This is a genomic window from Halopenitus sp. POP-27, from assembly GCF_029889855.1.
In the GTDB taxonomy this organism is placed as follows: domain Archaea; phylum Halobacteriota; class Halobacteria; order Halobacteriales; family Haloferacaceae; genus Halopenitus; species Halopenitus malekzadehii.
Map to the genome: position 1 here is coordinate 75,838 of NZ_JARANU010000011.1, position 23,657 is coordinate 99,494.

General features: G+C 67.5%; 26 protein-coding genes and 1 tRNA gene. 10 read left to right on the forward strand and 17 right to left on the reverse strand.

From position 1 onward, the window contains the following. Positions 1-50: 50 nt before the first annotated feature. Positions 51-632 (reverse strand): tRNA (cytidine(56)-2'-O)-methyltransferase, encoded by a 582-nt coding sequence (locus OQF70_RS08485; RefSeq protein WP_280536992.1) that lies wholly within the window; start codon positions 630-632, stop codon positions 51-53. Between the two features lie 128 nt (positions 633-760). Here OQF70_RS08485 and OQF70_RS08490 point away from each other — a divergent pair, with 128 nt between their 5' ends. Then, entirely contained in the window at positions 761-1,708 is a 948-nt protein-coding gene (locus OQF70_RS08490) for an NAD-dependent epimerase/dehydratase family protein (RefSeq protein ID WP_280536994.1), read from the forward strand. 80 nt (positions 1,709-1,788) lie between these two features. After that, a complete protein-coding gene (locus tag OQF70_RS08495; protein WP_280536995.1) occupies positions 1,789-2,574 on the forward strand; it encodes a DUF2797 domain-containing protein in 786 nt (261 codons plus the stop codon). A 65-nt stretch (positions 2,575-2,639) separates the two neighbouring features. Here OQF70_RS08495 and OQF70_RS08500 read toward each other — a convergent pair whose 3' ends face one another. The 3 genes from OQF70_RS08500 to OQF70_RS08510 all read right to left on the reverse strand — a co-directional run bounded on the left by OQF70_RS08500 (position 2,640) and on the right by OQF70_RS08510 (position 4,401). Continuing rightward, a complete protein-coding gene (locus tag OQF70_RS08500) occupies positions 2,640-3,338 on the reverse strand; it encodes a flavin reductase family protein (protein WP_280536996.1) in 699 nt (232 codons plus the stop codon). Then, positions 3,338-3,820 carry a VOC family protein gene (locus tag OQF70_RS08505; RefSeq protein ID WP_280536997.1) on the reverse strand — a complete coding sequence of 161 codons (483 nt, stop codon included), beginning with the start codon at positions 3,818-3,820 and terminating at the stop codon, positions 3,338-3,340. Before OQF70_RS08505 ends, OQF70_RS08500 begins: the two co-directional genes overlap by 1 nt. Positions 3,821-3,942: 122 nt before the next feature. Further along, positions 3,943-4,401 (reverse strand): DoxX family membrane protein, encoded by a 459-nt coding sequence (locus tag OQF70_RS08510; RefSeq protein WP_280536998.1) that lies wholly within the window; start codon positions 4,399-4,401, stop codon positions 3,943-3,945. Positions 4,402-4,470: 69 nt separating this feature from the next. On the opposite strand from OQF70_RS08510, the gene OQF70_RS08515 reads away from it, so the two are divergent. Further along, complete coding sequence (locus OQF70_RS08515) at positions 4,471-4,941, forward strand: helix-turn-helix domain-containing protein (RefSeq protein ID WP_280536999.1); 471 nt, start codon at positions 4,471-4,473, stop codon at positions 4,939-4,941. A gap of 106 nt (positions 4,942-5,047) precedes the next feature. Further along, on the forward strand, positions 5,048-6,568 hold the full coding sequence (locus OQF70_RS08520) for an aldehyde dehydrogenase family protein (RefSeq protein ID WP_280537001.1): 1,521 nt from the start codon (positions 5,048-5,050) through the stop codon (positions 6,566-6,568). A gap of 54 nt (positions 6,569-6,622) precedes the next feature. Here OQF70_RS08520 and OQF70_RS08525 read toward each other — a convergent pair whose 3' ends face one another. The 5 genes from OQF70_RS08525 to OQF70_RS08545 all read right to left on the reverse strand — a co-directional run bounded on the left by OQF70_RS08525 (position 6,623) and on the right by OQF70_RS08545 (position 9,697). Then, positions 6,623-7,483: a hypothetical protein gene (locus OQF70_RS08525; protein WP_280537003.1), complete on the reverse strand. Its 861-nt coding sequence runs from the start codon at positions 7,481-7,483 to the stop codon at positions 6,623-6,625. A 352-nt stretch (positions 7,484-7,835) separates the two neighbouring features. After that, entirely contained in the window at positions 7,836-8,699 is an 864-nt protein-coding gene (locus OQF70_RS08530) for a carbon-nitrogen family hydrolase (RefSeq protein WP_280537004.1), read from the reverse strand. Further along, positions 8,699-9,133, reverse strand: a complete 435-nt coding sequence (locus OQF70_RS08535; RefSeq protein WP_280537005.1) for an SRPBCC family protein — start codon at positions 9,131-9,133, stop codon at positions 8,699-8,701. Before OQF70_RS08535 ends, OQF70_RS08530 begins: the two co-directional genes overlap by 1 nt. 106 nt (positions 9,134-9,239) lie before the next feature. Next, positions 9,240-9,470, reverse strand: coding sequence for a hypothetical protein (locus OQF70_RS08540; RefSeq protein ID WP_092814802.1), 231 nt, complete (start codon positions 9,468-9,470; stop codon positions 9,240-9,242). Between the two features lie 44 nt (positions 9,471-9,514). Next, a complete protein-coding gene (locus tag OQF70_RS08545; protein ID WP_280537007.1) occupies positions 9,515-9,697 on the reverse strand; it encodes a hypothetical protein in 183 nt (60 codons plus the stop codon). A gap of 182 nt (positions 9,698-9,879) precedes the next feature. Between OQF70_RS08545 and OQF70_RS08550 the strand changes: the two genes are divergently transcribed. Together OQF70_RS08550 and OQF70_RS08555 are read left to right on the forward strand one after the other, a co-directional pair. Next, positions 9,880-11,130: an LEA type 2 family protein gene (locus OQF70_RS08550; RefSeq protein WP_280537009.1), complete on the forward strand. Its 1,251-nt coding sequence runs from the start codon at positions 9,880-9,882 to the stop codon at positions 11,128-11,130. A gap of 91 nt (positions 11,131-11,221) precedes the next feature. Then, entirely contained in the window at positions 11,222-11,446 is a 225-nt protein-coding gene (locus tag OQF70_RS08555) for a hypothetical protein (RefSeq protein WP_092814793.1), read from the forward strand. Positions 11,447-11,494: 48 nt separating this feature from the next. Here OQF70_RS08555 and OQF70_RS08560 read toward each other — a convergent pair whose 3' ends face one another. The 4 genes from OQF70_RS08560 to OQF70_RS08575 all read right to left on the reverse strand — a co-directional run bounded on the left by OQF70_RS08560 (position 11,495) and on the right by OQF70_RS08575 (position 16,090). After that, positions 11,495-12,490: an ABC transporter ATP-binding protein gene (locus OQF70_RS08560; RefSeq protein WP_280537011.1), complete on the reverse strand. Its 996-nt coding sequence runs from the start codon at positions 12,488-12,490 to the stop codon at positions 11,495-11,497. Beyond that, complete coding sequence (locus OQF70_RS08565; protein WP_280537012.1) at positions 12,491-13,666, reverse strand: iron ABC transporter permease; 1,176 nt, start codon at positions 13,664-13,666, stop codon at positions 12,491-12,493. Next, a complete protein-coding gene (locus tag OQF70_RS08570; protein ID WP_280537014.1) occupies positions 13,659-14,804 on the reverse strand; it encodes an ABC transporter substrate-binding protein in 1,146 nt (381 codons plus the stop codon). The genes OQF70_RS08565 and OQF70_RS08570 overlap by 8 nt, the downstream gene beginning before the upstream one ends. A 74-nt stretch (positions 14,805-14,878) precedes the next feature. Continuing rightward, complete coding sequence (locus tag OQF70_RS08575; RefSeq protein WP_280537015.1) at positions 14,879-16,090, reverse strand: ABC transporter substrate-binding protein; 1,212 nt, start codon at positions 16,088-16,090, stop codon at positions 14,879-14,881. A 137-nt stretch (positions 16,091-16,227) separates the two neighbouring features. Between OQF70_RS08575 and OQF70_RS08580 the strand changes: the two genes are divergently transcribed. The 3 genes from OQF70_RS08580 (at position 16,228) to OQF70_RS08590 (ending at position 18,089) form a co-directional block, all read left to right on the forward strand. Next, positions 16,228-16,947 (forward strand): SRPBCC family protein, encoded by a 720-nt coding sequence (locus OQF70_RS08580; RefSeq protein WP_280537016.1) that lies wholly within the window; start codon positions 16,228-16,230, stop codon positions 16,945-16,947. Positions 16,948-17,084: 137 nt separating this feature from the next. Then, a tRNA-Ala gene (locus OQF70_RS08585) sits at positions 17,085-17,156 on the forward strand. 342 nt (positions 17,157-17,498) lie between these two features. Continuing rightward, entirely contained in the window at positions 17,499-18,089 is a 591-nt protein-coding gene (locus OQF70_RS08590; RefSeq protein WP_280537017.1) for a hypothetical protein, read from the forward strand. A 199-nt stretch (positions 18,090-18,288) separates the two neighbouring features. Here the strand turns inward: OQF70_RS08590 and OQF70_RS08595 are convergent, their stop codons facing one another. After that, positions 18,289-18,498: a cold shock domain-containing protein gene (locus OQF70_RS08595; RefSeq protein WP_092814764.1), complete on the reverse strand. Its 210-nt coding sequence runs from the start codon at positions 18,496-18,498 to the stop codon at positions 18,289-18,291. 133 nt (positions 18,499-18,631) lie between these two features. On the opposite strand from OQF70_RS08595, the gene OQF70_RS08600 reads away from it, so the two are divergent. Next, positions 18,632-20,125 (forward strand): ATP-binding protein, encoded by a 1,494-nt coding sequence (locus tag OQF70_RS08600; RefSeq protein WP_280537019.1) that lies wholly within the window; start codon positions 18,632-18,634, stop codon positions 20,123-20,125. 34 nt (positions 20,126-20,159) lie between these two features. Here the strand turns inward: OQF70_RS08600 and OQF70_RS08605 are convergent, their stop codons facing one another. From OQF70_RS08605 to OQF70_RS08615, 3 genes are all read right to left on the reverse strand, one after another. Then, positions 20,160-21,413: a hypothetical protein gene (locus OQF70_RS08605; protein WP_280537020.1), complete on the reverse strand. Its 1,254-nt coding sequence runs from the start codon at positions 21,411-21,413 to the stop codon at positions 20,160-20,162. A 164-nt stretch (positions 21,414-21,577) separates the two neighbouring features. Continuing rightward, positions 21,578-22,729, reverse strand: coding sequence for a tryptophan synthase subunit beta (trpB, locus tag OQF70_RS08610; protein ID WP_280537021.1), 1,152 nt, complete (start codon positions 22,727-22,729; stop codon positions 21,578-21,580). 77 nt (positions 22,730-22,806) lie between these two features. Next, positions 22,807-23,007: a hypothetical protein gene (locus OQF70_RS08615; RefSeq protein ID WP_280537023.1), complete on the reverse strand. Its 201-nt coding sequence runs from the start codon at positions 23,005-23,007 to the stop codon at positions 22,807-22,809. Positions 23,008-23,657: the final 650 nt, after the last annotated feature.

Consider the following 23,657-nt stretch of genomic DNA (forward strand, 5'->3'; position numbering starts at 1 on the left):
CCCGACTTGGTTACGGACCTCCCCGAATTCGTGGGGGTGTTCGGTATCGCTCACTCGTCCGTTTGAGGGTCGTTGACAGTCCTCTCCCCGGGAGCATCCGCCGGATCGACGACCTGCTTTCCCTCGGCCTGTGGCACGACCACCTGCTCGGCGTCGGCCCACTCGCGGTCGAGCTCGGCGCCCGCGAACAGTCGGTCGAGGAAGACCGCCAGCCCGGCGACCTCGGAGTGGGGCTGGTTCGTCACGCCGACGTTGAAGGTGGCGTGTTCGTACAGCTCCCAGGGCACCTTCTCGCCGCCGACGACCACGAGCAGCGGGCCGTCGGCGTGGGCCCCCCGGACGTCCTCCTCGACGGACTGGACCGGTTCCCCGTACATCGTCAGGTGGGCGATCGGTCCGTCCCAGTTCCGGACGACCGACCGCTGGTCCTCGCGAAGCTCGACCGCGAAGGGGCCGCCGAACCGGTCGGTGATGTCCCGGACCGTCTCGGCCGACTGGCCGGCGTTGTCCGGGAGGATCACCCGGTCGGCGCCCAGCGCCCGGGCGGTAAGTCCGACGTGGGTCGTCATCCGGTCGTCGCGTCCCGGCCGATGACCGTACCGGAGGACGACGACCTCGTGTGCGTCCTGCATACCCGCGCTTCGCCGGGCTGCGGGTAGTGGCTTTCGCCATTCGATCGTGGCCGACGCGAACGCCGCGGTCCATCCCCGCGACCGACCCGGAACGCAACGCACTTGCGGCACGCCCGCCGACGAGGCGTATGAACCTTGCAGGCGCACGCGTGCTGATCACGGGCGGCGCGGGACTCGTGGGGAGTCATCTCGCGAGCGAGCTCGTCGACGACGCCGAGCTCGTGCGGGTGATCGACGACCTCTCGAAGGGTGACCGCGACCGCGTCCCCGACGGTGCCGAGTTCGTCCGCGGGGACCTCACGGACCCCGACGACGTCGCCGAGGCGCTGACGCCGGATATGGACGCCGTCTTCCACTTTGCGGCCTACACCGACACCAACTACGACGACGACCGTGAGCTCTTCGAGGAGAACACCGAAATGACCTACAACGTCGCCGAGCGGATGGTCGAGGCGGGCGTCGAGACGCTCGTGTTCACCTCCTCCTCGACGGTCTACGGCGAGGCGCCCCGACCAACGCCGGAGGACTATGCGCCACTCGAGCCGATCTCGATCTACGGGTCCGCGAAGCTCGCCGACGAGGCCCTGCTGTCGACGTACGCTCACTCCTACGGGCTGACCGTCCGGAACGTGCGGTTCGCCAACATCGTCGGGCCCCATCAGCGCGGCAACGTGATCCCGGACTTCATCCAGAAGCTGCAGGCGGACCCCGAAACCCTGACCATCCTCGGCGACGGCCGCCAGGAGAAGTCCTACCTTCACGTGACCGACTGCGTCGACGCGATCCGGCACGTGCTCGAGCACGCCGACGGGGACTTCGCCACCTACAACCTCGGCACGCGGACGACGACCTCGGTGACCGAGATCGCCGACATCGTGAGCGAGGAACTCGGGCTGGGTCCCGACTACGAGTACACCGGCGGCGACCGTGGCTGGACCGGCGACGTCCCGAAGATGCGCCTCTCCATCGAGAAGCTCTCGGCGCTCGGCTGGGAGCCCGACCGGTCGAGCCACGAGGCGGTCCGCCGGGCAACCCGCCAGCTGATCGCGGAGATCGCACCGGAGCACGCCGAGTGACCGGCTCGTGGTGGTCGGGGACCGCTCCTGACACTCCACGAACCGAACCCTTCTAAGCCCTCTTTCGCCTATTTCGGCGTATGCAGATCGTCGGCTACGAGACGGGCGTCGGAACGGACGGCGATCCGGGACCGGCGGGACTGCTCGTGGCCGACCGTGACGGCGAGATCGAACGGATCGACCTGTCCCCGGGCCACACACTGACCTACGACCTCGACGAGCGGCACTGTGCCGGAACGATACACGACGGCGCCCACATCGCCTGTTCGGAGCCGGCGGCGCCGTACTGTGAGGCCCACCGCGACGTCTGGGTCTGTGCGCGTTGTACCGGCACGTGTTTGAAGGACGAGATGGACTGTCACGAGCCACACGCGATCTATCTTGCCGCCTTCGCACCGGCCCGGTTCAAGGTCGGCGTGACCCGCCTGTGGCGCCTCGAGACCCGCCTCCGGGAGCAGGGCGCCGACAGGGCCGCCCACGTTCGGACGGTCGAGAACGGCCGGATAGCCAGGGAGATCGAGGCCGGACTGGCCGCCGACGTCGACGGTCTCGTCGATCGCGTTCGGGTGCCGACCAAGCGCGCCGGCCTGGCGGCGACCGTCGATGCGGCCGCCTGGGAGCGCCTGCTCGACCGGTTCGACGCGCTCGAGCGCTTCACCTTCGAGTACGGGCTCGATCTCACGGACCGGCCGATGGCGGAGACGATGCTCACCGGCCGCGTCGTCGGGACGAAGGGGCGGCTGCTCGTGCTCGAGCGTGCCGGATCGACCTATGCGGTCGACCTCCGGGACCTGGTCGGCCACGAGGTCGCCGACCGGCGGTCCGAACGCGACCTGCAGGCAAGCCTCGGTGCGTTCGGCGGATGAGGTAGGTCCCTCGCGGCGACCGCCGCGCCGGTCAGGACTGTCGCTCGATCACGGCGGCCGTTCGATCACGGTGGTCGCTCGATTTCGAACCGGTCGCCGGTCTCGGCGTACCAGTTTCCGGCGAGCCGGCCGACGACGTCGAGCTTTCGGACGTCGAGTTTCCCGTCGGTCGTGACCGCCTCGTCGACGTGGGCGTAGACGACCTCGCCGAGGACGAGCGTGGATCCGCCGACGTCGACGGTGTCGTACAGCGTGCACTCGAAGCTCACGGCCACCTCCGCGACCCGCGGCGCGTCGATCCGGTCGCACTCGACGGGGGTGACGTCGGCGCGGTCGAACTCGCTCTCCCCGCGGGGGAGCGTCGCGGCGGTCTCGTTCATCGCCGTCACGAGATCGCGGGTGACGACGTTGATCGCGAACGCCTCGGTCTCGAGCGCGTTCGCGAGCGAGTCCTTCGGCGCCGCCCGGGTTGCGACCGGGGCGAACAGCAACACCGGCGGGTCGACCGCCGCGACGGTGAAGAAACTGTAGGGTGCGAGGTTCTCGCCGGCCGGTCCGCGCGAGGAGACCCACGCGATCGGCCGCGGACCGACCGATCCGGAGAGGAGCCGGTACGGCGAGCCGAACGCGTCGGGCTCCCCGCCGCGGACGCGGCGAGTCGTGTCGGCGTCCGTTTCGGCGTCATCCGTGTCGTCCGTTCCGTCGGTTTCGTCCGTACCGTCCGTGTCGGCGTCGATCCTCCCGGATGCGTCGCCGTCAGCCATCAGTTCTCGTACCCCTCCTCGAACGGGTCGATCTCGGTCTCGCCGGGGGTGTCCTCGTCGACCGTGAATCCCGGCTCCGTGGTCGCGAACTCGAAGACGAGCCCGTCGGGATCGCTGAAGTAGATGCTCTTGAAGTACGTTCGGTCCTTGACCGCCGAGACGCGAACGCCCTGATCGCGGAGGTGCTCCTGCCACTCCTGAAGGGTCGCCTCGTCGTCGACGCCGAACGCGAAGTGGTGGCTCGCGCCCGGCCCGGGCGCGCCACGCGAGTTCGGATACTCGAAGTAGGTAACGACGGCGCCGGGCTCGCCGGCGGGCGTCGGCGAGAAGTAGTAGTGTTTGGTCCCCGGATCGTCGTAGTTCTGGGTCCGCTTGACCGTATGCCAGCCGAGGACGTCCTCGTAGAAGGCGACGGTCTCGTCCATATCGGTACAGATGTTCGTCACGTGGTGGAGGCCGGTGGTCGGCGGTGTCTCGGTCATTGGATGGTGGTGGTCGGGGAACGGTAATAAGTGATCGTGGTGCGGTCCGAGTGCGGTCCGGGTGCGGTCCGAGTGCGGTCCGGGCGCAGTCCAAGCGCGGTCCGGGCGCGATCCGGCCGGGACTAGAAGAGGCCGACGCCGATCGCGTAGGGCCACTCGATCGTGGCAAGTGCGAGGAAGGCGAGCGCAGCCGCGAACAGGCCGGCGTTCTTGAGGAAGCTCGTCATCTCGGACTCCTGCTGGTCCTCCGGGACCGCCCAGAAGTCGTGCATCATCGGCGTCGCCACGAGCAGGAAGACGGCGAGCGCGCCCGCGGCGAGTGCGGGCAGGGCGCCGGCGGCGATCCCGAGACCGCCGAAGACGAGCAGCACGCCGGAGGCGATCACGGAGAACGTCGGCAGCGGAACGCCCTTCATCTCGGCGTAGCCGGCCATCCCCTCGACGTCGAGGAAGTGGTTGATCCCCGTGAACGCCAACACGCCGCCGAAGACGAGCCGGGCGATCAGGAACAGTTCACCCGCGAACGGGGCGTCGAACGGTGCGGCAGACTGTACCGGTAGCGTCGCGATTTCTGGTAACATCGTGTAACCTGCTGTACGAACCGAACCCTTATATCCGTTCCCGGACAAGAGGGTTATCAGGTAACATCGATGTCATCCCCGGAACTGCTCGAGACCGACGACGCCGGAACCGACGCGACGACCGATGCCGCAACCGACGCCGCGGAGGCCACCGATGCCGCAACCGACGCCGCGGAGGCCACCGACGCCACAACCGATAGAGGCGGCGGTACCGATGCCGCCGCGGCGAACCCGGGCGCGTGCCCGGTCGTCGACTCGATCGAGCAGATCGGCTCACGCTGGCGGCTCGTGGTTCTGCACGAGCTCCAGAACGGCGAGGTACGGTTCAACGAGTTGAAACGATCGACGGATGCGAACGCCCGAACCCTCTCACGGGTGCTCGACGACCTCCAGGAAACCGGCTTCGTCGAGCGCCGGCTCGAGGAGGAGTCGCCGGTCGCGACCTACTACAGCTTGACGCCGAAGGGGGAGTCGCTGTGTCCCGTCTTCGACGCGATCGAGGGCTGGGCCGACGAGTGGCTCGCCGCGTGTCAGGAGTAGGTCCCGTCCGCGGTCCGCGCAGGTCCCGCCGCTCATCCGGCTTCTCACTCCCGTCCCGACCATGGTCGGGGGTAACCTTTGAACCGTCGCGCCCGTAGTGGCCCCTATGGCGGAACCGTACCAGCACTACATCGACGGCGAATGGGTGTCCGGCGACGGCGAGGAAACGTTCACGAGCGAGAACCCGGCGACGGGCGAGACGCTTGGCGAGTTCGAGCGAGCCACGCCCGCGGACGCCGACCGGGCTGTCGACGCGGCCGACGAGGCGTTCGAGGAGTGGCGCGAGCGCTCGCGGATCGACCGCGCGGAATACCTCTGGGACGTTTACCACGAGCTGCGCGAGCGCACCGACGAGCTCGGCGAGATCGTCACCAAGGAGTGCGGCAAGGAGATAAGCGAGGGGAAAGCCGACGTCGTCGAGGCCGCCCACATGGTCGAGTGGGCGGCGGGCGACGCGCGCCACCCGAAGGGCGACGTCGTCCCCTCGGAGATCCCCGCAAAGGACGCGTATATGCGCCGCAAACCCCGCGGCGTCACCGGCTGTATCACGCCGTGGAACTTCCCGGTCGCGATCCCCTACTGGCACATGGCGATCGCGCTGGTCGAGGGGAACACGGTCGTGTTCAAGCCGGCCGAGCAGACGCCGTGGTGTGCACAGATCATCGCCGAGATGTTCGACGACGCCGGCATCCCCGACGGTGTGTTCAACATGGTGCAGGGCTTCGGCGACGCCGGCAACGCGATCGTCGAGAACGACGACGTCGAGACGGTCCTCTTCACCGGATCGGCCGAGGTCGGCCACATGATCCAGGACAAGCTGGGCGGCGTCCCCGGTAAACGCGTCGCGTGTGAGATGGGCGGCAAGAACGCCATCGTGATCACCGAGGAGGCCGACCTCGACGTCGCCGTCCACTCCGCGGTGATGTCCTCGTTCAAGACGACCGGCCAGCGCTGCGTCTCCTCGGAACGACTCATCGTCCACACGGACGTCTACGAGGAGTTCACAGAGCGGTTCGTCGAGGTGGCGGAGGCGGTCGCCGTCGACGACCCCCTCGACGAGAACACGTTCATGGGCCCGCTCATCGAGGCGGAGCACGTCGAGAAAGTGACGAAGTACAACGAGCTGGCCAGGGAGGAGGGCGTGAACGTCCTCGTCGACCGGACGGAGCTCCCGGAGGCGGAGATCCCCGACGGCCACGAGGACGGCCACTGGGTCGGCCCGTTCGTCTACGAGGCGGACCCCGACGACGACCTCCGGTGTACCCACGAGGAGGTCTTCGGTCCGCACGTCGCGCTCCTCGAGTACGACGGCGACGTCGAGCGCGCCGTCGAGATCCAGAACGACACCGACTACGGGCTCGCCGGCGCCATCGTCTCCGAGGACTACCGCCAGATCAACTACTACCGCGACCGTGCCGACGTCGGGCTCGCGTACGGCAACCTCCCGTGTATCGGTGCGGAGGTCCAGCTCCCGTTCGGCGGCGTCAAGAAGTCCGGTAACGGCTACCCGAGCGCCCGCGAGGCGATCGAGGCGGTCACCGACCGCGTCGCCTGGACGCTCAACAACTCGAAGGACATCCAGATGGCCCAAGGCCTCTCGGCGGACATCAAGACGAAGGACGACTAGCGGGCGACTAGCGGACGACCGCGACGATCCGCCGTCGGTCAACCGGTTCGACGGCTATCCGTCCGCCTCCTCGAAGCCGCCCAACGCGTCGTCGACGACGCCGTGTTCGCGCCGGCCCTCGTTCAGCGCGACCGTGTCGGCGTAGGTCTCTCTCGCGTATCCCACGTGGACGTACACGAGCGTCGCCACGAGCGCGAGCGTGTACAGCAGGGGACCGATCCCCGGGAGGATCACGCCCGAGATCAGCACGCCGATGACGTACACGACCGCGAGCACGACGTACGCGATGACGATCCTGATCAGGGCCGCGACGGCGACCCAGAGCTCGCGCGTGTAGACGTACCCCAGCGGCGGGAACAGCGCGGACAGTCCCGTCGCGACGAGCGGCGACCACGCGCGATCGGGGGCCCGCGAGACCGCCGGATCGACGGCCGGCGCACGCCCCCGGACGTAGTCCGCCGCCGCGGGCACCGCGGACGCGTCCGGGTTCGTTCGGAACCGATACGTCGTTCCGGTCCCGTCGGTGATCGACAGGGTCGCCGTCGTCAGCGACTCCTCCCAGTCGACGCCGACGACGTCGTCGTAGTCGAACGTCCGGTGGCTGTCGCCGTCCTCGTGGCCGGCCACGTAGTGGATCCCCCAGTCGGAGATCAGGAGGAACTGCCGGCGGGTGCTGCCGCCGTCGTTCACGTCATCGGGACGTTCCTCGGTCCCGTCCGGGCGACGGATCTCGATCCCCGTCCCGATGCTCCGGAGGAGGTACTCGGGCCGTTCGTCCGGCTGGAGATACGCCATCAACGGCCGATCGTGGAGACACGTCCCCCGCCAGCCGTCGAGTTCCGACAGGTGTGCCGGCTCCATCTCGCCGGCGGCGGCGTCCGCGAGCGCGGCCGGATCCCGCTCGTCCACCACCATATCCGTGGTATTATGTCTCATTCCACATATAGTTTGATGGACTGACACATCCACGGTCGTGGACGTCTCCGAACGGCGACGAACGACGGCGGAAGGATGGCGGGAGGCGGTGGATGGGTGATGTGCGCGGCCGGAGAGCGGGCCGTGGCGGATCCCGGACCACGGTCCGTCCTCACATCACCCGGGTGGTCGGGACGGGAGCGGATAGTACCGACGTTCCGACGAGAAAAGCGTCGAAACCTCGGCAGCCATCGATACGTCGTCATCCCGAATAAATGTATGGAACTCGGGAGCGGTCCGTCCTCGTTCACCACCGGTTCGGATCCGATCGATCCGTCTACCGGCCCCGGGTTCACTCGATCCGACGGTCGCCGAGGGCGGGGAACTCCTCGCGGACGGCGGCGACGCGGTCGGGATCGAGATCGGCCGTCACGGTCTTGGGGGCGTCGTCACAGGTGGCGATCGGGGTTCCCCAGGGATCGTACACCGTGGTTCGCCCGACCAGCGTGTCGCCGCTCTCGAAGGTTCCGCTTCCGTTGATCGCCGCGACGTACGAGAGGTTCTCGATCGCGCGACTCCGCGGGAGCGTCTGCCAGTGTTCAACGCGGGGGTAGGGCCACGCGCTCGGCACGAGGACGAGGTCCGCGCCCGCATCCAGGAGCCGGCGATAGAGTTCCGGGAACCGGAGGTCATAACACGTGGTCACGCCGACGGTGAACCCGGCCACGTCGGCGACGTCGACTCGTTCGCCGGGCTCGAGGCGTTCCGACTCGGCGGACCCGTAGCCGAACAGGTGGTGTTTGCGGTAGACGAGTCGCCGCGTTCCGGTCGCGTCGAACAGGACCGCCGTGTTCGCGAGTCCCGATTCGGCGGGGACGTCGAGCCCGTCGGCCGCCGAGGCGGCGAGGTCCTCGATGACCGTGCCGGCCAGGATGGCGACCCCGTGCCGACGGGCCCGATCGGCGAACCGCTCGAGGCGCTCGGACGCGAGGCTCACCGCCGCACGCTCGTAGGTCTCGAAGGCGAAATACCCCACGTCGAACAGTTCGGGGAGGGCGATCAGGTCGGCGCCGTCGGCGGCCGCCTCGTCGATCGCCTCGAGGGCGCGTGTGAGGTTCGCCTCGACGGTGCCGCCGTCGATCTCGAGCTGGACGCACGCGAGTCGAGTGGTCGATGTGTCGGGGGCCGATGTGTCGGTCGTGGCTGTGTCGGTCATCAGTCGGTCGTCTCCGTCGCGACGTCCTCGGTGAGAGCGCGCTCGAGGTTCTTGATCTCCGACTCGAAGTTGCGCTCGAAGAACCGCTCGACGCCGGGGAGGCGTCCCTCGACGACGAACTCGTTCTCGAGTCGACTCGTCCCGTCCTCCTCGACGATCGTGTGTTCGCCCGTGACGCGGAACGCCCGCGACCGGCCGACGAACCGCACCCGGTTTGGCGGGTCGCGGTCGGTTTCGGTCGTCTCGACGTCGATCGTCGACCGGATCACCGGGATCGGCAGGCGGAGGTGCCACGTCGCGCGCCGGTCGTCGTGAACCTCGTAGGAATCGACGACGCTGATGACGCTGGCCCGTTTTCCCGGATCGGCAATGAACGACCAGACGTCCTCGGGATCGGCCTCGAACGTGAACGTCCGCGAGACACGGACCGTCATACCACCGGCTACGTGTGGCAGTGAATAAAAAGGGGTGGATCCGGAACGGTGAATACACCGGGCGATCCGAGCCGTCGAGGCCGAGCTGTTGAGGCCGAGCCGTTGATCAGGCCGTCGAGCGCGACACACGCCAGGTGGTCGAGCGGGCGCGACCCCACTTTTCGATGTCGACCTCGTCGGATTTCTCCGCCAGGTTCGGGAGCCGGCTGCCGACCTGCTTGGCGGTGAGCCCGATAGCGTCGGCGATCGTCTTCGAGCGAACGTACTGTTCACCCCGAGACGCGCTATCGTGGAGGTACGCGAGGATCCGGCGTTCTTCCTCCGTATATTCGGTCATCGTCGGCTGTAGGCGACGGCGACGTAAAACGGTTTCTCGTCGGGCTACTCGAAGAGATGGAACGCCGAGACCGACAGGATGGCCGCGATCATTGCCACGCCGAAACCGCCCGCGGTGACGATCTGTGAGGGGCCCGCGAACATCACGACCGCGCCGATGGCGACGATCGCGGCGGCGGCCAGCCCGACTCCCAATCCGACGTCCGATCCGATGGCTCCTTCGCTCATACCCGAACCTTCCACGGCGCTCACTTATGATTTCGGATCCGCCCCGTGGATGGCCGATCCCGTCCGAAACCGCACCCGCGTCGACGGGCGCTCACTCCCGGTCGACGCTGCGTCGACCGACGTCGACCGACGTTGACAACCGGCGCCTTTTAACACGTTCAAGCCGCCACGGTGGAGTAGCTATGGGTTTGGATCGAATCCGATCGATCGGGGGGATCAAGCTCGCGCTCGTCGCCGTCGTCGGGCTCGGCGTCGTGGTCGGCGGCGGCCTCGCTGCCGGCGTGATCGGCGCGCCGAGCGTGACGGGTGTGGACAACGGGTTCGGCACCGTCACCGAGAACACGACCGAGATCCACACGGACATCCACGTCCGCAACCCGAACCCGATCGGCGTGACCGCGGGCGGGCTCACCGCCGAGTACGAAGTTCGGATGAACGACATCCCGATGGCGAACGGGACCAAGGAGGGCGTCGCCCTCGGTCGCGGGAACGACACGATCGCGACGACGACCGCGATGGACAACTCCCGGATCCCCGACTGGTGGGTGAGTCACCTGCGAAACGGCGAGCGGACGACGCTGACGGTCCACGCCGACGTCCACTCCTCGCTTCTGGGACGGTCGTTCGACGCCCCGAACGTCGAGCGCGGGATCGACACCTCGCTCATCGAGGCGTTCAACTCGACCGAGGACAAGCCGGTGAACGCGTCGAGTCCGGTCGTCCCCGACCCGGTGGTCGTGATCCGCGAAACCCGCGGCGAGTGGGGATCGATCTCCGAGTCGGAGACGGAGATCCGGATGGCCTTCGACGTCTACAACCCCCGATCGGTCCCGATCGCCGTCTCCTCGATCGGCTACGACATCGGGATGAACGGGATCGAGATGGGGTCCGGCGAAACCGAGACGTCGACGGTCATCCCGCCACGGAGCGAGGAGACGATCAACGCCACGTTCCGTCTCGACAACGAACACCTCGACGAGTGGTGGGTGAGCCATCTGCAAAACGACCAGGTGACGACGCTCACCGCCGACTTCTTCCTCCGGATCGACCTCTCTGAGGGCGGCGGGGAGACCGTGGAGGTCCCGCTCGACACGATGACCCGAACGATCGAGACGGACATCTTCGGTGAGGGTGGATCCGACGGTGAGGGTGGCTCGGGAGGCGACGGCGGCTCCGACGACGCGAGCAGCGACGGCGGATCGACGGAAACCGACGACAACGGAACCGAAACCGCGACGCCTACCAAGACGCCGAGTGGAACCGACACGCCGGCCGAAACGGAAACCGAGTCCGACGACGGCCTCCTCGGATCGGGGACCGAGACGACCACCGAAACGGATACACCGACCGAGACTGAGACCGCAACCGACACGCCGACCGCGACTGAAACGGACACACCCACCGAGACGACCGACGACGGCGGTCTTCTCTGAGGTCGGTTCCGCGATCCGGAGACGGGGTCGCACCCGGATCGATCGGCGAAAACCGTCGTCGTTTTGGTGCCGCCGCCCCGATTCACTCGTCGTGAAGCGTTTCCTGACCTCGGACCTGGGCGTGTATCTCCTGGCGGGCGCGTTCAGCGCGCTCGTGTTCGGCGTCGCGCTCGCGGCCCTGTCGGTGTTCGTCCCGGGCGGGCTCGGGGACGTTCAGCTCGCCGGGCTCGTCGTCGGGTTCCTGCTGTTCCTCGGCGCCCACGTGGCCGCGATCTGGATCTATCGCGAGATCGGCGCGCGGGAAGGGGTCCCGTAGCGGGCACGCTTGCGCCGCTCACCACGTCGGACCCCTGATCCGCCCGAGTTACGACTCGTCGTCCCCCCGATCGACCGGTCGGTGCGGCGTGATGGTGGGCCCCTCAGGCGTGTCGCCGTCGACGGTGGCGGCGACGCCGAAGACGTCCTCGAGCAGGGCCTCCGTGACGACCTTCCGAGGCGGGCCCCAGTCGTAGATGCCCCCGTCCTTCATCGCGATGAGGTTGTCGGCAAAGCGGGCCGCCTGTGAGAGGTCGTGGAGGACGACCGCGACGGTTACGCCGCGTTCGGCGTTCAGCTCGCGGATCACCTCCATCACCTGCAGTTGGTGGCGCAGATCGAGGTAGGTCGTTGGCTCGTCAAGCAGCAGGACGTCCGTCTCCTGGGCGAGCGTCATCGCGATCCAGACGAGCTGCTTCTGGCCGCCCGAGAGGTCGCTCACGGGCGACTCCCGGAGGTGGTCGACGCCGGCGAGGTCGATCGCCCGGTCGACCGCCTCGTCGTCCGCCGTCGAGACGGCCTCGAAGAACCCGCGATGCGGGTACCGACCGTGATAGACGAGCTCCTCGACGGTCGTGCTGCCCGGCGCCTCGTTCTCCTGGGCGAGGAGGCCGACCTCCCGTGCGAACTCCTTGGGTCCGTACTCGGCGACGTCGCGGCCGTCGAGAAGCACCGACCCGCTTTCCGGCTCGAGCTGCTTGGCCAGCGCCTTCAACAGCGTCGACTTGCCGGAGCCGTTCGGCCCCACGAGCGCCGTCACCTCGCCGGCGGGAACGTCGACGCGTTCGGTCGTTACGACCGGTTCCTCGGTCGAGGGATAGCCGATCCGAAGCGTCTCCCCGTGGATCGCGGACGGTTTTGCGGTGGGATCGGACGCGGCTATGTCGGTCGGCCGTGTTCGATCGTCCGCCAGCCCAGCCGCGTTCGATCGTGAGTCCCCGTCCGCGTGCTGGTCTCCGTTCGATCGTGAGTCCCCGTCCGCGTGCTCATCCCCGTTCGCGTGCTCGTCCGCCGGCCGTGTCGTGGAGCGGTCGTTCCCCGTCATTTATAACTCACCCAGGTGTCGCGTCCGGCGCATCAGGTAGAGGAAGTACGGGCCGCCGACGACCCCGGTCACGATCCCGACGGGGATCTGGATCGGATCGAACGCCAGGCGGGCCCCGACGTCGGCGCCGACGACGAGCGCGGGACCGACGAACAGACAGCCGACGATCAGCCGGCGGTAGTCCGACCCGACGACGGTGCGAACCATGTGTGGGACGATCAGGCCGACGAACCCGACGATCCCGGCCACCGAGATGGCGCCCGCGGCCGCGAGGATCGCCACCGCGGACAGCAGGAACCGGACGCGCTCGACGGACATCCCGAGCGAGCGCGCGGTCCGCTCGCCGAGCAACAGCACGTTCAGCTGTCTGGCGCCCGCGAGTGCGAGCACGCTCACGAGCAGCGTGACCGGGAGCACGATCCGCACCTGCTCCCAGTCGGTTCCGGTCAGCGAGCCCGTCGTCCAGGCGATCGCGGACTGGACGACGCCGACGTCGTCGGCGAAGAAGAAGATCCCCGTCTGGAGCGACTGGAAGACGGTCCCGACGATCACGCCCGCCAGCACGAGCCGGACCGGCGAGGTGCCGCCCTGCCAGGCGATCGCGTAGACGAGCAGGAACGCGGCCGTCCCCCCGAGGGCCGCAAAGGCCGGCAGGAACGTCGCCATTCCCGAAAAGACCACGAGCGTCAACAGGATGGCGAGCCCGGCTCCCGAGGAGACGCCGAGGATGTACGGGCTGGCGAGTTCGTTCCGCGTGACCGCCTGGAAGATGGCGCCCGAGACGGCCAGGCACATCCCGACGAAGGCCCCGACGAGCACGCGCGGGAGGCGGACGTTCCAGACGATGATCGTTTCGTGTGCCAACTCGACGTCGAGGTGCCACCCGAAGTGGCCGACCAGCCAGCCCGCGATCGTCTCGCCGAGGAACAAGCGCGCGAGCAGCCCCGGGCTCGACCACACCGCCGGGTCGAACACCGCGTTCCAGGCCTGCCCGACCGTCATCGTGTAGGTTCCGAAGCTCACCTGTACGAGCCCGCCCACGAGGACGATCGCGGTGCTCACGAGCGCGACGCTCGACAGCGACCCGTCGACGAGCGCGACCACGTCTCGCAGCCGGTCGCGGAGAGTCGATCGCGTCGCCTCGGTCGTCCCCGCGTCCCCGGAGGCCTCAGCCATCGGTTCGAACCACCTCCGCGACGCGATCGCGGTCGAAGAGCCACTCGTCCTCGGGGATCTTCGGATACGGGCCCCCGTCGTAGTCGGGCCAGGTGCCGAACCGGTCGGGAAACAGCTGCTTCGCGGTCATCTCGGTCTGGAACAGGGTCACGATCGGTCCCTGCATCGGGACGCCCGAGGGGTAGACGCGTCCCTCGTCGACGGCCGTGATCTCGCGGCCGACCGGGTGGGCAGCGAGCGTCTCGCGGATCTCCGGAACCGAGTAGTAGGACGCCAGGCCGTACGGGACGAGGAGCACGTCGGGATCAAACTTGAGCATCGCCTCGTAGCCGTATCCCGACCCGATATCACCCGCATCGTCCGCAAGCGCGTCCGTGACGCCGAACGGCCGGACGTGGGCGCTCGCGTACCCCGGCGCGTCGATCGCGGTCGGGTAGAACGTCCCGTCCATGAGAAAGGCCATCGCGACCGTCGGGCGCTCCGCCGGGGGCGGAAGCTCGGTCTCGATCGTGGACACCAATTCGTGCCTGACGGACGCGAGCGCCCCGAAGCGGTCCTCGGCGTCGAAGACCGGTGCGACGCGCTCGGCGACCTCCCAGAGGGTGTAGTACTCGTAGTCGGCCGCCCACGATCCTGGCGGGTCGCCACGCGTGCGACCGTAGTAATTGCCGATCCACGGCGCGACGTCCGTTCCGATCGTCTCGACGTCCGTCCGTTCCCAGCCCTCGAAGGAGGTGACGAGCGCGGGGTCGATCAGGTGGAGGTCCGAGTCGAGCTCGTAGAGCAGTTCGGCGTCGACCTGGACCCCGTTGGTTCCGTCGTTCAGCTGCGTGAGACCGTCCCAGTCGACGTCGACGCCATCGAGACGCTCGTAGTAGGCCGCAAGCGTAGCGCCGTCGACGGCGGCGTCGAATCCGAGCGAGTTCACCGCGTCCGCCGCACCGTATGCGACCGCCATATCGGCGTGCAGCAGGTCGTAGACCGCGATCGATCGGGGGACTGACTCGCCACGCACCTCGCCGGCGGGTGCGAGCGAGGCGGTCCAGCCGCCGGTGGGGGTCGACTCGGCCCCGTCGCTCGACAATCCTTCGGAGTCGGCGTCCTCCCCGGTCGCGGCACAACCCGCGAGCAGGCTCACGCCTGCGACCGCCGCGGCGCCGCGTCGGAGCCACTCTCGACGGGTATTCCCAGCAGGGGCTCGACCGTCGACGGTCACGACTGCCCCGCGACGATCGCGCTCACGCGGTCGCGGTCGAACAGCTCCTCCTCGACGCCGTACACCTGTCCGGCTGCTCGCTCGGTGAGTACGAGGTTCGTGATGGGTCCCTGATACAGCGGGCCGCCGCGGTAGACGGCGCCGTTCTCGACGGCGGTCAGCTCGCTCGCGACGTCGTGATCCCGCATATGCGACAGGACGGTGTCCTCGAACTCGCGTTCGGTCTTCGCCTCTTCGCCGCGAAGGAGGACCACGTCGGGATCGACCTGCAGGAGGGTCTCGTAGTCGATCGAGCCGCGGGTACTGTGGAAGTCCTTCACGTCGGTCTCCGCGAGCGCGTCGACGACGCCGAGGTCACGCCACTGTTTGAAGCTCGTCCCCTCGTCGATCAGGTACGGGGAGAAGGACTCCGGTGCGTCGACCGGGTCGGGCCAGAGGATGGCTACCTCCGGGCGCTCGTCCGCCGGCGGGATGACGTCGGCGACGCGCGCCTGGAACTCGTCGTGCAGCGACGCGAACGCTTCGTACCGATCCCGTCGGTCGAACACCGCGGCGAGCTTCTCGAAGGCCTCATAGAGGGTGTAATAGCGATAGTCCTCGTGCCAGCCGTAGCCGCGAGAGAAGATCGAGTTGCCGACGAATGGGCCGACGCCGGTCGCGACCTCGGCGACGTCGTCCTCCTCCCAGCCGTCGAAGCGGTTCATCAGGAAGGTGGGGTCGATGACGTGGACGTCGGCGTCGAGTTCATAGAACAGTTCCGTGTCGACGCCGCCCTGGTAGAGGTCGACCATCCCGCTCGTGTCGGCCGATACGCCGTCGATCCCGTCGTAGTAGTGCGTATGGTACCGGCTCGTGAGCCAGACCCCCTTCGGTGGTTCAAGGCCAAGCGCGACGCCCATGTCCGCCCAGCTGCCGTTGTTCGCGACCCACGTTTCCGGGACGGACTCGAAGGTGATCTCCCCGACGGGAGCCATCGTGACCGTGTACGCGCCGCCGTCGGCGTCCGCCTCGGTCTCGGTCTCCCCGGAGTCGGTCTCGGGTGGGTCCGCGTCGGATGTGTCGGCCGCGCCCGGCGAGCCCGCACCGGGGTCGCTCGTCGGCGTCGAATCGGTGTCGGCGTCGCCGCCGGTACAGCCGGCAAGGCCCGCAAGCACCGCGCCGGCGCCGGTTCTGAGGACGGTCCGTCTGGTGGGACGATCCCTTGACATATTCTTTAGGCTACCCTAAATGGATAAAGGGGCTTCGGTTTTTAGGCACGCCGAAAGATATGTGGGGGTGCTCCCACTGGGCTATGTGCCACGAACTCCGGCGAGGGTTTATGTCGGCGCCGTCCCCACCGACCGGCGTGGACGAACTCGTCGTGCGGACGACGGTGTACGCCGATCCCGCGGACGTCTACGCGTTCCTGCTGGAGTTTCCGCGGTACGCGCGGTACACCGACTACCTCGATCGCGTCGACCGGCTGGCGGGCGACGGCGGCGTCGGCAGCGAATACGCCCTGCGGTTCTCGTGGTGGAAACTCGGGTACACCGCCCGGTCAGCGGTGACCGACGTCGATCCCCCGACCCGGATCGACTGGCGGCTCACGACGGACATCGACGCACACGGCTGCTGGCGGATCGAGCCCACGACGGTCACTCCCGAGACTGCGGACGGCTCGATCAAGCGCCCCGGGGCCGCCGGCGGGGCGATCGAGGACCGGGAGTCCGGACCAAAGCCGGCGGAGGAGTCGGGAACTGAGGCGGACACGGAGACGGAGGCGGACACGGAGACGGAGACGGAGCATATGGAGGGGCCAGACACCGAGCCGGATCCGCACGTCCCCGATGACCAGGTCACGATCGACGCCTGCGAGGTGTCCTTGGAGATCCGGTTCGATCCGGACTCCGCGAGCGCGGACGCCGTGGACCTCCCGCGGCTCGTCTCCTTCGGGTGGGTCCTCGAGCGCGCGATCCCGCTCATCAAGAAGGAGGCCGTCAGCGTCGTCGAGCGCGCCGTCGCCGATCTCGAGGGCCAGCAGCGATCCGTCGATCTGGAGGTCATCGTGGACTCTGACCGGCTGTGAACGACGTCGGTCGGGTTGCGTGGAACCGATACGCGCGAGTCGATCGTCGGAGCGTCGAGTCGTGTGTGAGTCCCTGCCGAGTGGGCGCCGTTTCGAAGCCCTTATGGTTGAAACGGGGGTACCGTTAGTCGCAGCGCGGGCTCGTAGATCAGTGGTAGATCATCCCCCTGGCACGGGGAAGGCCCGGGGTTCAAATCCCCGCGAGTCCACTCGACTCACTTCGTTCGTCTCGTTCCCTCGCGTGGTCCCGTTCGTTCCCGACGGTCGCTCACGGGACCCCCGCGAGTCCATTTCCGTTTCGTCACCGTGACCAGAGTTCATAATCGTAAGATGGGACGCTGCTAACTGCCGGATTCGAACATTCTGAGTTGACGACCACTCTCCGGAGAAAGGGAGTCCATCAGGATTCCTCAGTAGTGGTATGCTATCTCCCTCCGGTCAGTACGGGGAGCGGAGCCAACACTTTCGCGCTGATTTCGTAACGGAGAACCCGGGTTCGGGGTACGGTACGAATCCTGAAGCTTCTTGATGATACCAACGAACCGATGCGTATGCGCCGCCGCGCCCTCCTCGCGTCCGCCTTAACTGCCGTCTCCCCCGTCGCTGCGGGGTGTAGTGCCATCGAATCGCGAACCGAACACACGAATCCGACTGTACACACCAGCGACGATCCTCGGGATGACGAGAAGTATCTCGAATTCCAGCACGACGGTACTGAGATCGCCACTGTGGGCGTGGACCCGACGTTTTCTCCCTTACCGGACAATCTTCACACGTGGATCTCACACACTGCGGATACTGAACTACAGTCACTCACACAGCGGTTCGTGGCACTGGACGGTGACGGTACTCCGCCACAAATCTCGCTCCAAGGCCCGTTTATGGGGGACGACAAACCGCATCCATCCGTGTCACTGTTTCGGGACGGAAGGGCTGCAGTCATCGACATCCACCGGTTCGGCGAACTCGCCAATGAGACCGTCTTTCTGCAGCTGCCGGTCACTCGATGGCCGGAGTCGGCCCGCCGGCTCGTCGTCGAGAGCACTGTGGAACTCGTCAAGCCGGGGCTGACCGACCAGACGCACGTTCTCGATGGCCAACTCGAATTCGAGTTCTCGATCGAGAGCGAAGCCGAGGAATGAACTGCCTTTGATCGATGCAGATGACGCGAACGCTACCCTCGAGACGGACGTCACCGATCGTGCGGAGGCGATCGACGGTACGACTGACGACGACGGCTGGAGCGTCGACGTCGAAGATGGCCGATCAAGGCGGATCGTCGCGACTCGTCGGAATGAATAGTGAAAAACGCATTAGCGCCGCTGACGCGGCTGCGCGGAGTTACTCGGTTCGGACGAGGTTCGTCGCGCGGGGTCCCTTGGGGGATGATTCGATGTCGAACTCGACTTCCTGACCCTCTTCGAGGTCCGGACCGCCGACGTCCTCCATGTGGAAGAAGACGTCCTCGTCGTCGTCCACGTCGTCCGCGTCAGTCGAAATGAAACCGTAGCCGCCAGTGTCGTTGAAGAAGTCAACCTTACCGTTTGCCATTGCAACCAAACATACACCCCGTTGCCGGATAAGGGTTGCGAGGGTCGCGGTACCACGACCCGACGTGCACGGTGCCGAATCCCGACAGACGAACAACACAACGCTTTACTTGAGTGGTATGCACACCCATCGTATGACTGGCGAGGTGTGTGTCCTGTACGTCGACCCCGATCCGGACGTCGCCGAGGACGTCGCGACGTCGCTCGAACGGGGGTCGGACCGGCTTACGGTTCGGACCGCAGGTTCCGCTGCGGCCGGGATCGACGTCCTCTCGGAGGCCACGATCGACTGTCTTGTGACCGCTCTCGAGCTGTCGGACCGTGACGGACTCACCTTCCTCGAGCAGGTGCACCGTACCCGGCACACCCTTCCGATCATCGTCTACCCGGAGACGGGGGCGAACGCGCTCGTCGACGACGCCCTCTCGGCCGGCGCGACCGACTACCTCACGCGGGAGAGCGACACCGACGAACACCGGCTGCTTGCCCACCGGATCACGAACGCCGTCGACGCCGACGGATCAGCCGTCGAGACCGGACTCCCGCAGTCGTCCCGGAGCCAGGAGCACCCGCCACACCAACTCTTTCGCCGCGCGGTCGAGGCGTCCGGCCATTCGATTTACTTCACCGACAGCAACGGCGTCATCGAGTACGTCAACCCAGCCTTCGAGGACATAAGCGGCTATACGGCCGCCGATGCGGTCGGAATGACTCCACGGATCCTCAAGTCGGGTGAACACACGACCGCGTTCTACGCGGAGTTGTGGGACACCATTCTGGCGGGGGAGACGTGGCGAAGCGAGATCGTCAACGAAACGAAGGACGGCGAGCGGTACATCGCGGACCAGACCATCGCGCCGGTCGAGAACGCGGACGGAAAGATCACCCACTTCGTCGCGATCAACGCCGACATCACGGAGACCTACGAGTACGAACGCGAGATCGAGCGACAGAACGAGCGACTCGACCGCTTCGCGAGCGTCGTTTCACACGACCTCCGCAACCCCCTGAATGTGGCCGCCGGGCGGCTGGATCTCGCGTACGAGGAATACGACGACGGAGACGGCACCGTCGACCCCGATCACTACGAGACGATCGGCGATGCCCTCCGACGGATGGAGCGCATCATCGACGATATGCTCTGGCTCGCTCGGGAGGGGCGACGGATCGGCGCGGTTGAATCGGTCTCGCTGGCGGCGGTCGCACGTCGAGCGTGGTCGCTGGTCGCCGACGGCACCGAAAGCGCGGCGCTTGTGGTTCGTGTCGACGAGGATCGAACCGTCGAGGCCGACCCGGACCGGCTCCGCCAGCTGCTCGAGAACCTCTACCACAATTCGGTCGAGCACGCGGGTCCAAGCGTGACCGTCACCGTCGACGGTCTCGCGGACGGCTTCGTCGTCGACGACGACGGCCCCGGAATTCCGCCCGAGGAACGTGACGCGGTGTTCGACGCCGGCTACTCGACGGCCGATGACGGAACGGGCTTCGGGTTGAGCATCGTCAAGCAGGTCGCCGACGCTCACGGCTGGGACGTTCGAGTCACGGAGAGCCCCGACGGCGGCGCGCGTTTTGAGATCACCGGCGTCGGGACGTCGTCGATGGCGGTTCCGGAGGCCAACCGCTGCTAACCGCGAGCTGCGTGCGGGCGAGACACCCAACACGCTACCCACGCAGGTCGAATGCGACGGCGATCGGGTCGGTCGGGACGCCCCAGTAGACGAACCGGTATCGGCCGGGCTGGAGATCCGGACAGACCGTGAGCCGATCCGCGAGCGGGTGCCCCTCGAGAAGTCCCGCCTCGGTCAGATCGAACGACCACTCGAACCCCTCGCCGGGTGGGTGCCCGATCGCCTCGTCGGTGTACTCGAACCGGGCCGGGTCGTCGCGAACGCCACGAACGTCCATCCAGCCATCGGTCGTTCGGACCTCGAGCGCGTATTTGTGCCGGTTCCCGGTCGAGAGGGTTCGCCCCGCGACGTTCACCAGATCGATCGCGACGGTCTCGCCCCGCTCGAACCGGAGCGAATCGTCCGACCCCTCGGGACCACGCGCACGAAGGGCAAAGGCCGGATCCGGACCCTGAGCGTCGCCGGCGCCGACCGCCCCGTACACGACGTCGGCCTCGTCGAACCACGCGGGGTGTCGTTCGAAGTCGTCGGCCGGACAGCTGAGCGCGTCCGGCTCCGTCGGCGGGTCGTCCGTCGGGCGAATCCGCCCCGGGAGCGTTGCCGGATCGATGAGCGGCGCCGTCGCATCGAGGGTCGCGGCGTCGCCCCAGCCGTTCGTGACGGTGATGGCGGTCCCCGTCGGGAGATCGCCCCCCGAGATCCGGACGAGTGCGGCGGGATACGTGATGGCCTCCCCGCAGCCGACGTCGCCCCGACTCGTGTCGACCGCCGTCGCGGTGCCGGTGATCGCGTCCGACTCGAGACGGACGTCCCGGACCTCGAGCCTGGCGTAACAGGTGTTCGGCCCGACGCTTCCGACGTACAGCAGCGTCGTCTCTCCGAAGTCGGTCTCCTCGACGAACTCCCGGACCGCTGCGCTTCGCTCGGGACCCTCGGGGAGGTCCTCAAGCACCCACTGGACCCCAGCGGGCGAGTCGAATCGGGTCACGTATCCCACCGGCTGGTCCGATCCCGAAACGGACCCCATCGCCCAGCGTGGGGCGGCGCTCTCCGCCGGCAACCCGATCGCGACCGCGTTCTCGCCGACGCGTTCGATCGGGCCGTCGCTCGGCGGATCCGGCTGGTCGGTCGGCGGTTCGTCGCTCGGCGTCTCGCCGGGATCGGTCCCCGGGGGCTCGTCCGTCCCGTTGCCGACCCCGTCAGTCGGCGCGTCGAGACAGCCGGCGACCCCGAGGCCGGCGATCGTCCCGATCCCGAGAAGGGCGTTGCGTCGCGTCGGATCGGTCATCGATCGAGGGTTCTCGCCCCGCCGCTAAGTACCTTCCAGAGACACAAACGACCGCTTGAGTCACGGCATCGCCGGCGATGGACACGAGACCGCGGGCGTCGAATCACGCTTCCGCGGGCGTTGAGCCCCGGTACCGCCGGTGACCGGTGACCGTGCGTCCGTTCTCAGAGGTCGAATCGTTCGGCGGCGGTTTCCATGTCCTTGTCGCCGCGCCCGGAGAGGTTCACGAGGATCGTCTCGTGATCGCCGGCTTCCGCGAGTTCGATCGCGCGGGCGATCGCGTGACTCGACTCGAGCGCCGGGATGATCCCCTCCGTCTCGCTCAGTTCGCGGAAGGCGGCGAGCGCGGCGTCGTCGTCGACGCCGACGTACTCGGCCTGACCCAGCTCCCGGAACATCGCGTGCTCGGGGCCGACGCCGGGGTAATCGAGCCCGGCGGAGACCGAATGCACCTCGACGTCCTCGTCGATGACGCGCGTTTTCATCCCGTGAATGACGTCGTCGTGGCCGCTGGCCAGCGGCGCCGCGTGTCGCGTGGACTCGCTGCCCTCGCCGCCGCCCTCGGCTCCGTGGAGGGCGACGTCGTCGTCGCGGAACGCGTGGAACAGGCCGATCGCGTTCGAGCCGCCGCCGACGCAGGCGACCGCCGCGTCCGGCAGTTCGCCGGTTCGGTCCAGGAACTGCTCGCGAGCCTCCTGGCCGATGACCGACTGGAAGTCCCGGACCATCCGCGGGAACGGGTCGGGGCCGACGACGCTCCCGACGAGGTAGTGGGTGTCCGCGACGTTGCCGGCGAAGTCCTCGAGGGCGGCGTCCACGGCGTCGGCGAGCCCGGCCCCGCCCCGGGTCACCTCGTTCACCTCGGCACCCATCAGGCGCATCCGGAAGACGTTCATGCGCTGGCGCTCGACGTCCTTCGCGCCCATATAGATCTCCGTGTCCAGGTCCAACAGCGCGCCGACCATCGCGGTCGCGGTGCCGTGTTGGCCCGCGCCCGTCTCGGCGATCAGCCGGTCCTTGCCCGCCTGCTTGGCGAGCAGGGCCTGCCCGAGCGCGTTGTTGATCTTGTGGGCGCCGCCGTGGAGCAGGTCCTCCCGCTTGAGGTAGATGTCCGCGCCGTAGCGCTCCGAGAGGCGTGCCGCGTGATGGAGGGGCGTCGATCGTCCCGCGTACTCCTCGAGGAGGCGACGGAGTTCGGCCTGGAACGACTCCGTGTCGGCGATGTCGTCGTATGCGGTCGCGAGCCGGTCGAGCGGTTCTTCAAGGGGGTCGGGGACGTGGCGTCCGCCGTATCCAGCGAAGTCTCCGGTCGTCATCGTCGGCCCCTTCGGGAAGGGTACCTAAAAGTGTCACCTCCGTCCGGCGTCTCCCTGCGCCGCCGAGTCGGCTCGATCTACCGACCCTTCCGCCGCTGCCGCGTCGCGATCCGCAGCGCCTCCACGGGGCGATCCGCCGCGAGCAGCCGGCGGAGTTCCGACCGTGTGTCACCGTCCACGAGGTCACGATCGAGGAACGCCTCGACGACCGCCTCCGCTTCCGCCTCGCGGTCGGTCTCGGTCCGTGCGCCGCCGTCAGTCCACACTGGGTCGTGCACCGTGGTACCTCCTATCACGAGATAGGTTACGGGGTGGTTATATATCTGTGGTAATCAGTAACATCATCCGATCGACGCGAGGAAGGGATGAATGGTGGGAGGATGAATGGTTGGGAGGACGACTGATGAGTGGAGCGACGCGACGGCCGAGAGCGCTGATGGACGTTGCCGACCGGTACCGCTCGAGCTCCGACTGTTCGACGACGTCGCTCGATCCAGTCGCAACTGGAAGACGGCTTCCGGTCACCGATATTCCATCCATACACCGCTATCTCACCGATATCGTGGTATACAACGATCATAGCACTCCACGATCACCGACGCTAACGTGACACTCTACAGGCTGAACAGGGCGAGTGCCTCGGGGCTTGACCCCGAGGGTGAAGCCCGTCACCACGCTTAATTTGCCACGTCACGAAACGCGGTTTACCGGCCGTGACGCGGGTTAAAGACCTTAATCTGAAGCGGTCGTGTAGACTGGAAATGCGACTCCTCTCAAAATCCGCGCCTTTGGCGTGGTGCGACGGGAGTTGTCGGGTGGAGTGGAGCCGCCGACCCTCACGGACGCACCGAGCGTTCGGGTGTTTATTCCGAACCGACCCATCTCAGGAAGGTCGAGGGGAATTAAATTCGCCTGCGGGTGCGGTGCG

Excerpts from the sequence above, each read along its gene's own strand:
- OQF70_RS08575 (WP_280537015.1), bottom strand. The coding sequence starts at position 16,090 with ATGTCAAGGGATCGTCCCACCAGACGGACCGTCCTCAGAACCGGCGCC.
- OQF70_RS08550 (WP_280537009.1), top strand. The coding sequence starts at position 9,880 with ATGGGTTTGGATCGAATCCGATCGATCGGGGGGATCAAGCTCGCGCTC.
- OQF70_RS08500 (WP_280536996.1), bottom strand. The coding sequence starts at position 3,338 with ATGGCTGACGGCGACGCATCCGGGAGGATCGACGCCGACACGGACGGT.
- OQF70_RS08510 (WP_280536998.1), bottom strand. The coding sequence starts at position 4,401 with ATGTTACCAGAAATCGCGACGCTACCGGTACAGTCTGCCGCACCGTTC.
- OQF70_RS08525 (WP_280537003.1), bottom strand. The coding sequence starts at position 7,483 with ATGGTGGTGGACGAGCGGGATCCGGCCGCGCTCGCGGACGCCGCCGCC.
- OQF70_RS08520 (WP_280537001.1), top strand. The coding sequence starts at position 5,048 with ATGGCGGAACCGTACCAGCACTACATCGACGGCGAATGGGTGTCCGGC.
- OQF70_RS08495 (WP_280536995.1), top strand. The coding sequence starts at position 1,789 with ATGCAGATCGTCGGCTACGAGACGGGCGTCGGAACGGACGGCGATCCG.
- OQF70_RS08535 (WP_280537005.1), bottom strand. The coding sequence starts at position 9,133 with ATGACGGTCCGTGTCTCGCGGACGTTCACGTTCGAGGCCGATCCCGAG.
- OQF70_RS08530 (WP_280537004.1), bottom strand. The coding sequence starts at position 8,699 with ATGACCGACACAGCCACGACCGACACATCGGCCCCCGACACATCGACC.
- OQF70_RS08595 (WP_092814764.1), bottom strand. The coding sequence starts at position 18,498 with ATGGCAAACGGTAAGGTTGACTTCTTCAACGACACTGGCGGCTACGGT.
- OQF70_RS08565 (WP_280537012.1), bottom strand. The coding sequence starts at position 13,666 with ATGGCTGAGGCCTCCGGGGACGCGGGGACGACCGAGGCGACGCGATCG.
- OQF70_RS08540 (WP_092814802.1), bottom strand. The coding sequence starts at position 9,470 with ATGACCGAATATACGGAGGAAGAACGCCGGATCCTCGCGTACCTCCAC.
- OQF70_RS08605 (WP_280537020.1), bottom strand. The coding sequence starts at position 21,413 with ATGACCGATCCGACGCGACGCAACGCCCTTCTCGGGATCGGGACGATC.
- OQF70_RS08560 (WP_280537011.1), bottom strand. The coding sequence starts at position 12,490 with ATGACGGGGAACGACCGCTCCACGACACGGCCGGCGGACGAGCACGCG.
- OQF70_RS08545 (WP_280537007.1), bottom strand. The coding sequence starts at position 9,697 with ATGAGCGAAGGAGCCATCGGATCGGACGTCGGATTGGGAGTCGGGCTG.
- OQF70_RS08590 (WP_280537017.1), top strand. The coding sequence starts at position 17,499 with ATGCGCCGCCGCGCCCTCCTCGCGTCCGCCTTAACTGCCGTCTCCCCC.
- OQF70_RS08485 (WP_280536992.1), bottom strand. The coding sequence starts at position 632 with ATGCAGGACGCACACGAGGTCGTCGTCCTCCGGTACGGTCATCGGCCG.
- OQF70_RS08505 (WP_280536997.1), bottom strand. The coding sequence starts at position 3,820 with ATGACCGAGACACCGCCGACCACCGGCCTCCACCACGTGACGAACATC.
- OQF70_RS08600 (WP_280537019.1), top strand. The coding sequence starts at position 18,632 with ATGACTGGCGAGGTGTGTGTCCTGTACGTCGACCCCGATCCGGACGTC.
- trpB (WP_280537021.1), bottom strand. The coding sequence starts at position 22,729 with ATGACGACCGGAGACTTCGCTGGATACGGCGGACGCCACGTCCCCGAC.
- OQF70_RS08515 (WP_280536999.1), top strand. The coding sequence starts at position 4,471 with ATGTCATCCCCGGAACTGCTCGAGACCGACGACGCCGGAACCGACGCG.
- OQF70_RS08490 (WP_280536994.1), top strand. The coding sequence starts at position 761 with ATGAACCTTGCAGGCGCACGCGTGCTGATCACGGGCGGCGCGGGACTC.